This is a genomic window from Paenibacillus sp. FSL W8-0187 (assembly GCF_037969755.1).
GTDB lineage: Bacteria > Bacillota > Bacilli > Paenibacillales > Paenibacillaceae > Paenibacillus_AQ.
In genome coordinates this window covers 5,413,309-5,427,992 of the sequence record NZ_CP150206.1, presented here as the reverse complement: position 1 = coordinate 5,427,992, position 14,684 = coordinate 5,413,309, and the positions used below count along the sequence as shown (strand labels likewise).

Sequence of the window (14,684 nt, the reverse complement as noted above, 5' to 3'; positions counted from 1 at the left end):
AACCGCATATGAAGAAGCCAACCCGAAAGTGGACATTAGACATTATCCATCATTCCCATACGGATATCGGTTACACCGAACGTCAAGAGAAGATCGAACGGTTTCACGTTCATTTTATTAAGCAAGCCCTACAAATCCTAAGCAGCATCAAGTCAGGCGAGAAGAGCAATTGGAAAGGCTTTAAATGGACTTGTGAAACGTTTTGGCCCGTGGAACGGTTTTTGGCGCAGGCAACCGACGATGAGGCGCAGGTGTTTCAAGCTTACGTCCGGTCCGGGGACATTTCATTGTCCGGCACTTACTTGAATATGACCGAACTTATTGATGCAGACCTGCTTGCCAGAATGATCAAGCGCTCCACGAATTACGCCAATTCTATCGGCGTTACGCTGGACTCAGCTATGACGGCCGATATTAATGGATACAGTTGGGGGTTTGTGCAATGCTTATTAGATGCAGGCATACATAACCTACTGTCCTGCATCCATACGCATCATGGCATGTTTCCGCTTGGACAAAAGCAGACGCCGTTTTGGTGGGAAGCCCCTTCTGGCCAGCGGCTGCTTGTGTGGAACGGCGACCATTATAACCTTGGCAATGACCTGGGGTTAGCCCTGAATGCGCTTCATTCCTATATCATTCGTGACGAGTTTCATACTCCGCCTATCGTGAACAATCACTGGGAGGTGATGGAGGCTCGAATCATGCGCTATTTGAGCCAGTTGGAGAAAGAAGGGTATCCTTTCGATTTCGCTCCGGTTGCACTTTCCGGAATCATTGTAGACAACGCTCCCCCTAACGGCTCCATTATGGATTTGTTCCATCAATGGAATGAGGTCCACGGTGATGTGGTTACGATTCAAATGACGACTCTGTCGGACCTGTTTGCAAAGCTTAGGCAGCAGACGGATATTGAAATTCCCGTCTACCGCGGCGACTGGCCAGATTGGTGGTCGGACGGTGTTGCGTCGACTGCCGCACACACTCAACTATTCCGGGATGCACAGCGCAATTTCCAACTTCTCGTTCAACTTGATCCGGTGAACAGCATCATTCCCGAAGCAGCTGTTAGGGAGATGGAGGAACAGCTTACTCTGTATGCAGAGCATACTTGGGGATATTCTCATTCTATTACCGAGCCTTGGAATCCTATGGTGCAATCGCTCGGTGCCCGCAAGGAGGCCTATGCGGCCAATGCCAGCCGGCTTGTCCATACCGCTATTGACGCCGTATTGGAATCCAAGGGCGAAGCCATGCTCGCACCCGGGCGGTCAATGCGCTACAAGGTAATCAATCCGTTCCAGCACGATATCCGGGTCATCGCAAGGATGTACTTGGATTATTGGGAGCTTCCGTTGATTCGGAACGGCTTTGAGGTTAGGGAGGAAGGTCGGACTGACGTCGTCATAGTCCATCAAGTAAGCCAGGTCAGCCGGGGAACAGAGGTGTCCATTCTGATCACGCTGATGGCAGCGGAAGAAAGAACGTTCCGATTGGTTCCCCATTCCGCCGAGAATGGGAAGACGACCTCAAGCTTTGCCTTAACCGGCTCGGATCGAGTGAAGGATATTCGCGATTTTCGCTCAGAAGATGAATCTTTCTGCGTGACCCAAAACTCCGTTGAGAGCGCACATGTCTTGATCTCCTGGGAAGCGGGGAAAGGCATCGTCTCATGGATTGACAAACGGTCAGGGATCAATCTAATCGATATCACGGCTCCGCACTCAGCTTTTGCTCCTGTCTACGAAGTGACGCCGGTGAAAGACCATGGTCTGATCCGCAAGACACGTACGAGAATGGGACGGAACCGGAAAGGAATGAACGTGCAGAGGCACGTAGGCCGTCTTGTTCATGCACTTGAAGTGGAACGCGGTCCGCTGTGGATCACAATAGAGCAGGAGTACGAATCGGTCGGGATGAGCCATTACGTGGTGCGGCTGACGGTGTATGCCCATGAGCCAAGAGTGGATGTGGCGATACGCTTGCATAAAGACAGTGTTTGGGAACCGGAGAATGTGTATATTCCGCTGCCGTTCTCCCTTCCACACGCCCAGCTTTGGCTAGAGAAAGCGGGTGCGCTCATGCGGCCGGGGATTGACCAAATTCCCGGTACAGGACTTGACTTCTATTGCATTCAAAACGGATTGGGATGGATCGGCCAAGAGCAAGGCTTGGCTATCGCTATGCCGGATACCCCTTTAGTCCAGCTCGGCCCGCTTGTTTTTGGGGACCGGTTGCTACAAGGTCAACAGAACCGTAACGAAGTTAGAGCGATTTACTCATGGATATTGAACAATTTCTGGGAGACGAATTTCAAAGCGACGTTGGGAGGTTTTTATGAGTTTCGATATTCGGTTTATTGGGGAAATGACCTAAACACTGCAGAGAAGGCCATCGCTCAATGCAGGTTATCTAATCAACGAGTAATTAACTATCGGGCCTGGTAGCGATCACTGTGATATCATCATCACAGTTCGGGAAATTTGCAAACGAACAGAAGAAAAAATATTCAAACTGTTCAGCAGTTCACTGACAGAATTAGGGATCTCGCCACCAAAACGCGGAAAACGTTCGTAAATAATAAATGCGTATCAAAATTCAATTCTAAAATCCCATCATCCTATGATGGGATTTTAGAATTGAAGAATAATGAGATTAAAGAAGGAAATGAAGAGGAAGGAATCGGCTGAGTGTCCGTCATCCGACATCATCATCATCAGCTTCTGTCGGGTGACAAGAGCCTTAATTCATTTATCGCCGCGAAAATCATGGCTCTTTAATATTATTGGATAAGGTTCGGGGCTGTCCCAGTTGAGGAAGCAGGGCTTCTTTATATCTATTATGCAATATAACATATTTTTGTACAGGATATTGCATGCGTGTGACTTTTTGCATACAATGGAATGGTAAATGATATGTACGTTAAGATACTTCGGATCCACGGGAGGAATTTCAAATGTCCAGTCAATCGTTAAGCGCTTTCTTACAGGATAATCTAACAGAACTCAAGGAGCAAGGACTCTATAATACGATCCAGCCTCTTGAAAGTCCGAATGGTCCGCTCATTACCATTCAGGGTCGTGAATTCGTGAATTTATCTTCCAACAACTATCTCGGACTGGCGAATGATGAGCGATTGAAACAAGCGGCAATCCGGGCTACGACCGATTTCGGGACTGGAAGCGGCGCTGTTCGCTCCATTAACGGAACGCTTGCACTTCATGTAGAGCTTGAGGAGAAGCTTGCCCAGTTCAAGGGAACCGAGGCGGTGCTGACGTATCAATCCGGTTTCAATTGCAATATGGCGGCAATCTCGGCGGTGATGGGTGCCGGGGATGCGATTTTGTCGGATGAGCTCAACCATGCGTCCATTATTGATGGCTGCCGATTGACCAAGGCGAAGGTTATTCGTTTTAACCATTCGGACATGGACGATTTGCGTTCCAAAGCACAAGAAGCGAGAGAATCCGGTTTATATAACAAAATTATGGTCATTACCGATGGCGTGTTCTCGATGGATGGCGATATTGCGAAGCTCCCCGAAATCGTGGAGATCGCCGAAACCTATGATCTGATTACTTATGTGGATGACGCTCATGGATCTGGCGTTCTTGGCGGCGGTGCAGGTACGGTGAAGCATTTCGGGTTGTCGGAGCGGGTAGATATTCAGATCGGCACGCTGTCCAAGGCGGTTGGCGTTGTCGGCGGGTATGTTGCTGGATCACGGGATCTGGTGGATTGGCTCAAGGTCCGCAGCCGGCCGTTCCTGTTCTCCACGGCGCTGCCTCCAGGCACCGTAGCCGCTTGTATTACCGCTATCGATATCCTGCAGAACAGCAAAGATCTGCAAATGAAGCTGTGGGAGAACACCCGTTATCTGCAGGAAGGACTTAAGCGTCTTGGCTATTCTGTCGGTCGTACCGAAACTCCGATTACGCCGTGCATTATTGGAGATGAAACAACCACCCAGAAATTCAGCACCAGATTGTACGAAGAAGGCGTGTATGTCAAATCGATCGTGTTCCCGACGGTACCAAAAGGCACGGGAAGAGTTCGGAATATGCCAACCGCCATTCATACGAAGGAGATGCTGGATCGCGCACTTTCCGCATATGAAACCATCGGACGCGAGTTGGGTCTGATCTAATAAGGGGGCACAAGTGATGAAACGAATTATGGTAACCGGTGCGCTCGGTCAGATTGGCTCAGACCTGGTGGCGAAATTGCGGCAAATATACGGTGAAGAAGCTGTTCTCGCAACGGACATTCGCCAAATTCATCATGAAACGGTCCAATCAGGACCATTCAGAATACTGGATGTAACCGACCACCACGCATTCCACGAAGCGGCTAAAGAACACCGGGCGGATGCGATTATCCACCTTGCAGCCCTGTTGTCCGCCAAGGCAGAATCCAATCCGGCACTGGCGTGGAACCTGAACATGGGCGGTTTGTTAAGTGCCCTCGAGACGGCACGGGCATTATCCTGCCAGTTCTTTACGCCGAGCTCCATCGCGGCATTCGGGGCGGATACCCCGAAAAAAGCAACGCCGCAAGACACGGTGCAGCGCCCGTTAACGATGTATGGAGTCAGCAAGGTCTCGGGCGAGCTGTTATGTGACTACTATTACCATAAATTCGGAGTGGATACCCGCGGATTGCGCTTTCCAGGGCTGATCTCCCACTCCGCTCCTCCGGGCGGGGGAACGACGGATTATGCGGTTGAGATGTATGTAGAGGCCATCCGCAATGGAAGCTACACTTCCTATATTGATAAAGGGACCTACCTTGACATGATGTACATGCCGGATGCGATTTCCGCCATCATGACATTGATGGAAGCTGATCCGTCCAAGCTGAAGCACCGTAACGCCTTTAATGTCACGGCGATGAGTGTCGATCCTGAGGGGATTGCGGCTAGCATCCGCCGGCATATACCGGATTTCAGCCTCGACTATGACGTGGATCCTGTCCGTCAGGCGATTGCGAACGAATGGCCGGATTCCATCGATGCAACTGCAGCACGCGAAGAATGGGGATTTGATGTACAATATGATTTGAACCATATGACCGATGATATGGTGTCAAAGCTTATGGAGAAGCCGCAAGCGGATCAGAGCAAGATCAGTTAACGGCTTAGTTTCAGAAGGAGGATATGGTTACACTTGGAACCCATTCATAAAAAGGTAGGGAGAAATCTGCAAGCCATCCGCAAATCACGGGGCCTCAGCCTCGATAACGTAGCCGAGTTGACCGGTGTAAGCAAAGCCATGCTGGGACAGATCGAGCGGGGGGATTCCAATCCGACGATCTCCGTATTGTGGCGCATCGTTAGCGGCCTCGGCATTTCATTCACCACGCTCATCGAAGAGGCGGAAACCGAAGTAACCGTGGTATCACCGGAGGACGTGGAGCCTTTTCACGAGGCTGAAGGCGCGTACCGGGTATACCCTTTGTTCTCCTACAACCTGCGCACCAAATTTGAGTCCTACATGGTTATGATGGATCCGGGCTGCGATCACGGATCTGAAGCTCATAATGATGGCGTGGAGGAGTATATTTTTGTGCATCAGGGGGAGCTGGAGCTTTGGCGCGAAGACGAAAGCTACACCGTACCTGCCGGAAGCTCCGTGCATTTCTCGGCTAACCGGCCCCATCGGTACGTGAATCCTGGTAATGAAACAACGAAATTTTACACGATTATCTTCTATGCGGATGCCGCAGCCAGGGGCTGATTATCAGAAACAGGCACACCGCTTGATTACCGTCAACCGAATATTAAAAAAAGGCAGAGCCGTCCGGAAAAAATACAGTCCGATCTTAAAAATCGACTGTATGGTGTTCCGGGCGGCCGTTTTATATTTAGGACGTGGGGAGAAAGGGATCGCAGGGGAGGTGGAATCGAAGTTATTCGTTTCTCATTGCTAATTACGAAATCATCGACAAAGGAGTTGAACGGTTGACTATGGGTTTCCACACCAAAAAGTGGTTGAAGCTGTTATTGGCAGTTACGTGCGCGCTTGTGGCCGTTCCGCCAGCAGGAAAGACACTGATGGCGGCCGATGGTATGACAGAGCAGGCTGATGTTCATTTATTAGACTCGAACACCGCCGCGAATATGGCGACTCAACAGGATCTTGATGTTATTTACAAGGGTTTGTCCGGTTATCCGACGGTGTCGGCCACGTATAACGGGGGAGTAGCTGCCATCGGAGATCAAGCCTTCGTCCTGGCGGTGAACCCCGATACGACGCCGATTCTCGCGGCTGCCCGTTACGGAAAAGGCAAAGTCGTTGTTGCAGGTGACGATTCCTATTTCAAGTTTACCTCCGATATTACCGATGAGCGGAAGACGGTGGCCCGTAACATCCTCCTGTGGCTGACCGAGGATTCCGAGACGTTGACCTATCAGGAGGCATTGGAAGGCAAGGGCCGATTGCCCATGTTGTCGGCAACGTGGAAGAATTATACCATCGAAACCGATGTGCCGATCGATCTGGTCCGGTTGGAGCAATTCACGCCTGAGCACTTGGATCCGTCCCGCTACCCCGTAGCTTATGTTGACGGCACCTTGAAGGATAGTGAGGTCGACGTCCTCGAGGACTACGTCGCGCAAGGCGGTCATGTCGTTGTTCCCTTAAAGGGCTGGGTGATGGAGCAGTATCCGCATGTCTTTCTCGGGAATGCATATGAAGGCCGGTCGGGTAGGCTCAGTGAGGACTTCCCGGTACAGCGTCTTTTGAACCGGATGGGCCTCGGCTTAATGAACAATACGGCATCGACTCGAACGGAAACCCTGCCTAAACTGACGACGGAGCAATCCGCCAATTACCACTCGCTAAAGCTGCTGGAGCAGGCCGAAGCGATTGAGGCAGGAACGCTGTCACCGGATCAGGTGAACGTCGGGCGGCCTGGTGCCGGCGCGGATAAGAAGCTGCAGGTCATCGCTTCAGTGACTGGTGGAACCGTCAGCAGCATCACCCCTCAAAGTCCGCTGTATGCCGTGATCGAGCAGGATGCCAGCGATTTGGAGTCCCAGCTTACGTTTCCGCTGGACCGTTCCAAGGCGCCCTATACCAGTGCTTTGTTAGCTTTTCAATTAGGGCGGATCGGCAATGATCTGACGGCCCCCAAATCCCCTTATGCCGATCAATTTCCTGGAGCCGTTCCGGCGGACGCCCCGCGAGTGACGGGACAATCCGTTCACGTGGATTTTGATTATTCAACCTTTGACTATTTACGTCAAGGGACGGTTCCAAAGAATTGGATCAGCACGGGGATATACGCGCCGGCCGGGGAATGGGTGACGGTACAGGTCCCTGAAGGCACGCAGCATCTGGATGTGCAGGTTGGGGCACACACGGACAATTTGACAAGTAAAACGGAATGGGAAAGACCTCCGGTCATAACGCAGCGAAAGCCGCTTCTTCCGGGTGAAAATCGGATTCGCAGCCCGTATGGCGGCCTGATTTACCTGATTCCGACCAAGCCGCAGCCTGGCGTTGAGAAGAATATTGAAATCAGCGGGGGAGTTCGTGCTCCGTATTATATCCTTGGTGAGACCTCTTCTGACGAATGGGAAGACGCGATTCGATATTATCCTTCCCCATGGTCAGAACTTCAAGGACGCAGAGTGATCTTGACGCTTCCGTCCGAGTATATCAGGCAGCTTGGAGATCCGCAGCAATTATTGGAGAAGTGGGACGCGATCGTGGATTACACAGAGGAAGTCGCAGGGCTTTCCCCGAATCAACCGCTGCCGCATAAGAGTATAGACCTTCCGTACCGTTATGTTGCGGATCGACAGATTAGCGCGGGTTATATGCATGCCGGCTATCCCATCATGTTCCACATCGATCCTTCAGCGGGCCATGCCGTGGACATATCCCGAGTTACTCAGGGAGGATGGGGCTTCTGGCACGAGACCGGCCACGAATATCAGCAAGGAGCTTGGAACTGGAACGTAACGGGCGAAATTACCGTTAATATTTATTCTTTATATGTCCAAGAAAAATTCGGCAACAGCAGCAACTTATTGATTCGGAACGCGGAAGGAAAGGACTTCTACGACCGCGCATTTGATTATATCGAAAGCGACATACCAAACAAGTCGTTCGGCAGTTCGGGCCAGCTGGATCTCTTCGGTTATCTTGTGATGTTCCGTCAGCTGTCGCTAGCTTACGGATGGGATTTCTACGCTGAGCTTCATAAGGCGTACCGGGAGCTGCCAGCATCGCAGCTGCCTGCGACGAACCAAGAGGAAATCGATACGTTTGTGGTCATGGCATCCACAATCGCAGGCGAGAATCTGACGGAGTTCTTTGACAAATGGGCGCTGCCGTATTCCAAAGAAGAAGTTCGTTCCCGCCTTGACGCCCTCAATCTGCCGATGCCTTCGCAGGAGGTGTGGCGGCTGCGGGAGACGCATACGCTGAACGCTCCTCCCGAGATCAAGGCCGACACGGACGGCGAATGGAACCGTGGATCGGTGAAGGTCACCGTTGCCATGACAGCGGAAGCTGAAGCGGCGGGTATGCGAAGCCAGTACAAGATCGGATCCGAAGGCAAATGGACGGATTACACGGCTCCCATACTTGTCGAAGCGGAAGGCCAGACAACGATACATGCCCGAGCGGCCGCTATGTCGGGCGTGACCAGCGACGAGGCTTCCAAGACGGTGAAGATCGACCGGACCGGGCCGGAAATCACGGCAAACGTGACCCAGTCCGTATACCAAACCGAGCATATCACCATTTCGCCTCAAATCTCGGACACATTAAGCGGTGTATCCAATATCGCCTTGGAGCTGGATGGTAAGGAAGCTCCTGATACGCTGGTTGTAGAAGCGTTAACGCTAACGGCCGGACCGCACACCCTTCGGATTACGGCCGAAGATGCAGCCGGGAATATCACGGCTCGCGAATACCCATTCGAAGTCGTTGTCGATCAGGAACAGCTCGACGATATCGTGAGAGCAGGGGAAGAGAAGGGCTGGATCGATAATCATGGCATCTCCCAAAGCTTATTGGCCAAAATCGCGGATCTCCAGCAGTACCCGGCCGGAAGCGAAGCCGCCGAAGATGCGTTGACTTCGCTGGAGCACGCCATCAAAGCGCAGCAAGGCAAGCATATCGATTCCGGCTTCGCGGAGCTTCTTCTTGGAGACATAGACTACATCCGAAGCCGCAGCTCGGCTTCCTAGCAGCTTATATTGATGAAAAGGGCGGCCGTTTCGGCCGCCCTTGAACTCTTTAATGACCATCTATCGTTAAATAAATCAGTCCAAGATTAAATATAGACAATGTACTGCCTTAAAAATATACTGCACAATTAGAAAACACGGCAGTGTTCAATCGCCAGAATGTTCAGTAAGGTGGTGCTTAACAAACCAGAAGTTCATACAACATGCTAATGAAAAGGGAGGCAAATGATAATGAAGGTCAACAGGTTTAAAGTATTCTGGATGGTTTTGCTTGCCGCCACCATCGCCATAACAGCAGGCTGCGGCGGCTCTGCCAAGGAACAACCGGAGGCAGCGTTGGACCCGGAATCCCCTCCGGTTCTATCGGAACTGACGTATTGGGTGCAAATCGTTAGCCAAGTGTCCGCTACGATGAAGAGTTATAACGAAATCGAGGCTTATAAGGAACTGGAGAGGATAACCGGGGTGAAAGTGGATTTTCAGCATCCTCCGCAGGGCCAGCAGGCTACGGAGCAGTTCAACCTCATGATGACCTCGGATAAGCTCCCGGACGTGATCGAGTATTCATGGGCCGGTTACCCGGGGGGACCGGAGAAGGCGATCAAGGACGGCAAAATCATCAAACTCAATGATTTGATCGACCAATACGCCCCGAACTTTAAAAAGGTGCTTGAGGAGCATCCGGAGTGGAAGAAGGAAATTACGACCGATGACGGCAGCATATATGTGTTCCCGTTCCTGCGCACCGACGACAAGCTTAAGGTATTTCTCGGACCGACGGTCCGGCAGGATTGGTTAGATAAGCTGGGGCTTTCGATGCCGACAACGATTGATGAATGGTACAACGTGTTGAAGGCTTTTAAGGAACAAGATCCGAATGGCAATGGCAAGGCGGATGAGATTCCCTTGTATCTGACGAAAGGAGATGTCGATACAACGACCGCTTTTCTCGGGGCATGGGGAATTAATGCCGGATTTTACCAAGAGGAAGGACAGGTTAAATACGGCCCGACGGACCCGAGGTTCAAGGAATTCCTGACGCTCATGAACCAGTGGTACAAAGAAGGCTTACTTGATCAGGACTTTGCGACGACCGATGAGAAAATGCTGGAGGCCAAGATTACGGGCGGGCAAATCGGATCAGCGATTCTATACACCGGCAGCGGGATTGGCAAGTATGGAACGTTGATGAAGGATAAAGATCCGAACTTCAGATTGGTGGCAGCCCCCTATCCTGTAATGAACCAAGGCGATAAGCAGATTTGGGGATATAAGGACTATGCATTTAACGGAATCGGGGCAGCCGTTACCACCAGCAACAAAAATCCGATTGAAACGGTTAAGTGGCTGGATTACGGCTATTCCGAGGAAGGCGCCCTGTTGTTTAATTTCGGAAAAGAGGGCGTCAGCTACGCGATGGAGGACGGCAAGCCGATATTTAAGCCCGAAGTATTGAAAGATCCTTCCGGACTGCCATTGATCCAGTCCATGTCCAAGCATAACCGCGCAACCTTCAGCGGACCGTTCATGCTTGATATACGATTCGATCAACAATACACGACCGAGCCGGATCAGTTGGAGTCCAAGATCATCTGGGCAGAGCCGACCATGGAAAAGAAAATGCCGCGCACAACGCCGACCCAATCCGAGAGCAGCCGCTATGCTTCAATCATGACGGACATCAACACATACAAGGACGAGATGTACTTGAAGTTCGTCATGGGCGCCGAGCCTTTGGATCAGTTTGACAAGTATGTGAAAACCATTGAATCCATGGGGCTTGCCGAAGCTCTGGAAATACAGCAAAAAGCCTTGGAGCGTTACGGTAAACGGTAAACGGTTAAACGTCCTGAAGCGGCGGAAATCTGCAGTCTCCGCCGCTCTTGGCGCTGCAATATAAATTGATTTGGAGGGAGGGATTCGTTTGTCTGCAACCCAGGATAATCCCTTCGAGCACAAAGGGAAATGGACAACGATTGCGAACGATTTGAGAAGGAATAAATTCGTTTATATACTGGCGCTTCCCGTTATTCTATACTATGCCGTCTTCCACTACGGACCCATGTACGGTCTCTTGATGGCTTTCAAAGATTTCAGCATTGCCGATGGCATCTGGGGAAGCGAGTGGATCGGATTTGAGCATTTCCGCAATTTCTTTAACAGCTATTATTTCGAACGCCTTCTGCGCAATACGATGCTGATCAATGTCTATGAGCTTATCTTCGCGTTTCCGGCACCGATTATTCTTGCCCTGCTGCTGAACGAAATCCGCAGCCGGCTTTTTAAGCGTACGGTTCAGACGATATCATATTTGCCGCATTTCGTATCCATCGTCGTGGTGACAGGGATCATGTTCGATTTTCTTGCAAGAGATGGCTTGGTGAATCAGATTCTGGGCTTTTTCGGTATCGAATCGATTCCGTTCATGAGCGAGGCCAGCTGGTTCCGTACGATATATGTCGGCTCCGGCATTTGGCAAGGCGTAGGCTGGGGTTCGATCATTTATCTTGCCGCCATCGCCACCATTGACCCGACCCTTTACGAAGCTGCCAAGATGGACGGGGCAGGCCGGTGGAAACAAATGCTGCACATCACGCTGCCGGGCATGCTGCCAACGATCATCATCATTTTTATTCTCAATATGGGCTCCATGCTTAGTGTTGGCAGCGAAAAAGTATTGCTGATGTACAGCCCGCTTACTTATGAAACGGCAGACGTGATCTCGACCTTTGTCTACCGTAGAGGGGTTCTGGAGACGGATTACGGTTTCACGACCGCCGTTGGATTATTTAATTCGGTCGTCAGCTTCATCCTGCTTGTACTCGCGAACTCGATCAGCAAGCGGGTCAGCGAACATAAACTGTGGTAGAGAGGAGGGCGTTCATGGCTAACAAACGATCCGCAGGAGAGTTAACCTTCGTCTGTTTGAACGCGTTGATCCTGACGGGCCTCTGCTTCGTCACCTTATATCCGTTCGTGTATGTTGCCTTCGCTTCGTTCAGCGATCCCGCTTCATTGGCCCAACACCGGGGGCTGCTGTTCGCTCCGCTTGACATTAACTTCGAAGCCTATAAGGCGGTGTTTAACAATCCGATGATTACGACGGGATATCGGAACACGCTGATCTACGTCGCGGCGGGTACAGCCATCAATCTGGTGGCCACGGCGATCGGTGCTTACGTGCTGTCCCGCAGAAACCTGTACTTCAAAAATCTCTTGATGATGCTGATCGTCATCACCATGTTTTTCGGCGGCGGCCTGATTCCGACTTATCTGCTGATCAATAACCTGGGGATGCTGAACACGATCTGGGCGATGCTGATCCCCGGGATGATTGGCACGTTCAATATGATCATTATGCGGACCGCCTTTCAGTCCGTCCCGATTAGTCTTGAGGAGTCGGCGAAAATCGACGGTGCGAACGATCTGATCATTCTGTTCCGGATCATTATTCCGCTGTCCATGCCCGTTATCGCTGTCATGATTCTATGGTATGCCGTGGGGCACTGGAATTCATACTTCGGGGCGCTCATCTATCTGAGGGACCGGGAGCTATTCCCGCTCCAACTCGTGCTACGGGAAATTCTCATAACCAATACAACGGACAGCATGATGACGGAAGCCTCGGGAGACCGGATGGCGATCGCGGACACCATTAAATATGCAACGATTATCGTATCCACATTGCCGATCCTGCTTCTGTATCCGTTTTTGCAAAAATATTTCGTCAAAGGCGTTTTGATCGGCGCCATTAAGGAATAGGAGGAGAACGATGGCTGACTCATTAGAGATCGTAACGGAAAGGAAGAACCGGATGCAGTGGTGGAAGGATGCCAAATTCGGCATGTTCATCCACTGGGGGGTATATTCGCTGCTCGGCAAAGGGGAGTGGGTCATGTATGCCAACAAAATACCGGTAAAGGAATATGAGAAACTTGCCGAGGAATTCAATCCGACACAGTTTGATGCCAAAGCTTGGGTGAATTGCGCCAAAAGGGCAGGCATGAAATATATCGTCATTACAGCCAAACATCACGATGGCTTCGCCATGTACCATTCACGGACGGACCCGTTCAATATCGTGGATGCTTCTCCATTTGGCCGGGATGCGTTGAAGGAATTGTCCGAGGCCTGCAGGGAGGAAGGAATCCGCCTCTGCTTTTACTATTCGCATGTCATTGATTGGCACCATCCGCATGCGCTCCATGATACGTTTAACAATCTGTGGGACTACGAGCTGGAGAAGAAGGCGTTCTTCAGTTACTGGAACCATAAAGCGAAGGGACAAGTACGCGAGCTGCTGACGGAATACGGTCCGGTCGGCCTGCTCTGGTTCGACACATCCGGCGGATTGTCGAAGAAGGAGAGCGAAACGATGGTGAACATGATCCGAGAGCTTCAGCCCGAATGCCTGATTAACAGCAGGGTAAGCCATTGGCCTGATTTCGGAGACTACCAATCCAAGGGTGATAACGAAATCCCGATGCATGGCGAGGAAACAAGGGAATGGGAGACGCCGATGACCCTAAATCAATCGTGGGGGTACAGCACGAAGGATCAAGTATGGAAATCGACGGATGCTTTGGTCCGAAAATTGGTGCACATCGTAAGTAAGGGCGGAAATCTGCTGCTCAATGTCGGCCCTACGGAAACAGGAATAATTCCGGAAAAATCCGCTCTACGCCTGGAGGAAGTTGGCGGTTGGCTGGCGCGAAATGGAGAGGCGGTCTACGGCACAAGCGCAAGCCCGTTCCCTTACGAGCTGGAATGGGGGGCGATTACGGTGAAAGGAAATACGCTCTTCCTCCATGTGTACAATCGCTATTGGCCAACGGAAGAACTGTTATTGAACGGGGTGAGAAATACAGTTAAAAAAGCTTATCTGCTCACAGACCCGAGTACAGGCAGTCTTCCCGTGCAACAGAGCTATCGGCCCGAAACGGACCATCACGCGATGCGGATCCGATTGCCGGAGCTTCCTCCGGAAGATCACGTATCAGTTATTGCATTGGAAGTCGAGGGCAGGATCGATGTAGATCGGAGTTTTATCCAACAGGCGGAGGGCGCCATTCATTTGGATCTTGTACTGTCGGACATAACGACAGGCAACGGGATGAACGAGGCCCGGTGGACCTTTAAGGCGTCGTCGTCCGGCATATATGAAGTCAAACTCGTCAACTTTAAAAGATCCGATGCCGTTTGGGAAAAGGAATATGATCATGAAGTCACCGTACAGGCAGCAGAGCAGACGATTGCGTGTGTTCCTCAAGAGGATAAGGTCGTCAGCGACTCCATATCCTGCCAGCATCCGTATACCGAGGTTCTGTCATCGATCGGGCGAATCGTCATTGACAATCCAGGTACGTATGCATTGACCTTATCGACCAAGCTTGCGAAGCCGAAACCTTTCGGACCGGAAATTTGGCAGGCGGCTGCCGTGAAGCTTCGTTCGGTACGATTAGTTCAGGTGTTTTAATACCCC

The 14,684-nt window shown here is 51.2% G+C and carries 9 protein-coding genes; all 9 read left to right on the top strand.

What is annotated here, in order from left to right:
* The first annotated feature begins 8 nt into the window (after positions 1–8).
* Positions 9–2,447, top strand: a complete 2,439-nt coding sequence (locus tag MKY48_RS24520) for a glycoside hydrolase (protein ID WP_339291368.1) — start codon at positions 9–11, stop codon at positions 2,445–2,447.
* 509 nt (positions 2,448–2,956) lie between these two features.
* Positions 2,957–4,147, top strand: coding sequence for a glycine C-acetyltransferase (locus tag MKY48_RS24515; protein WP_339291366.1), 1,191 nt, complete (start codon positions 2,957–2,959; stop codon positions 4,145–4,147).
* A gap of 16 nt (positions 4,148–4,163) precedes the next feature.
* Complete coding sequence (locus MKY48_RS24510; RefSeq protein ID WP_339291364.1) at positions 4,164–5,132, top strand: NAD-dependent epimerase/dehydratase family protein; 969 nt, start codon at positions 4,164–4,166, stop codon at positions 5,130–5,132.
* 33 nt (positions 5,133–5,165) lie between these two features.
* Positions 5,166–5,735, top strand: a complete 570-nt coding sequence (locus tag MKY48_RS24505) for an XRE family transcriptional regulator (RefSeq protein WP_100538557.1) — start codon at positions 5,166–5,168, stop codon at positions 5,733–5,735.
* Between the two features lie 230 nt (positions 5,736–5,965).
* A complete protein-coding gene (locus MKY48_RS24500; RefSeq protein ID WP_339293552.1) occupies positions 5,966–9,202 on the top strand; it encodes a M60 family metallopeptidase in 3,237 nt (1,078 codons plus the stop codon).
* Positions 9,203–9,433: 231 nt separating this feature from the next.
* Complete coding sequence (locus MKY48_RS24495) at positions 9,434–11,038, top strand: extracellular solute-binding protein (protein WP_076324103.1); 1,605 nt, start codon at positions 9,434–9,436, stop codon at positions 11,036–11,038.
* Between the two features lie 88 nt (positions 11,039–11,126).
* The gene (locus tag MKY48_RS24490; protein ID WP_339291361.1) at positions 11,127–12,071 is read left to right on the top strand and encodes an ABC transporter permease subunit; all 945 of its coding nucleotides are present in this window, start codon (positions 11,127–11,129) and stop codon (positions 12,069–12,071) included.
* Positions 12,072–12,085: 14 nt separating this feature from the next.
* Positions 12,086–12,964 carry a carbohydrate ABC transporter permease gene (locus tag MKY48_RS24485; protein WP_076324101.1) on the top strand — a complete coding sequence of 293 codons (879 nt, stop codon included), beginning with the start codon at positions 12,086–12,088 and terminating at the stop codon, positions 12,962–12,964.
* 10 nt (positions 12,965–12,974) lie between these two features.
* Complete coding sequence (locus MKY48_RS24480; protein WP_339291359.1) at positions 12,975–14,678, top strand: alpha-L-fucosidase; 1,704 nt, start codon at positions 12,975–12,977, stop codon at positions 14,676–14,678.
* The last annotated feature ends 6 nt before the right edge of the window (positions 14,679–14,684 follow it).

Excerpts from the sequence above, each read along its gene's own strand:
- MKY48_RS24520 (WP_339291368.1), top strand. The coding sequence starts at position 9 with ATGAAGAAGCCAACCCGAAAGTGGACATTAGACATTATCCATCATTCC.
- MKY48_RS24515 (WP_339291366.1), top strand. The coding sequence starts at position 2,957 with ATGTCCAGTCAATCGTTAAGCGCTTTCTTACAGGATAATCTAACAGAA.
- MKY48_RS24510 (WP_339291364.1), top strand. The coding sequence starts at position 4,164 with ATGAAACGAATTATGGTAACCGGTGCGCTCGGTCAGATTGGCTCAGAC.
- MKY48_RS24500 (WP_339293552.1), top strand. The coding sequence starts at position 5,966 with ATGGGTTTCCACACCAAAAAGTGGTTGAAGCTGTTATTGGCAGTTACG.
- MKY48_RS24495 (WP_076324103.1), top strand. The coding sequence starts at position 9,434 with ATGAAGGTCAACAGGTTTAAAGTATTCTGGATGGTTTTGCTTGCCGCC.
- MKY48_RS24485 (WP_076324101.1), top strand. The coding sequence starts at position 12,086 with ATGGCTAACAAACGATCCGCAGGAGAGTTAACCTTCGTCTGTTTGAAC.
- MKY48_RS24480 (WP_339291359.1), top strand. The coding sequence starts at position 12,975 with ATGGCTGACTCATTAGAGATCGTAACGGAAAGGAAGAACCGGATGCAG.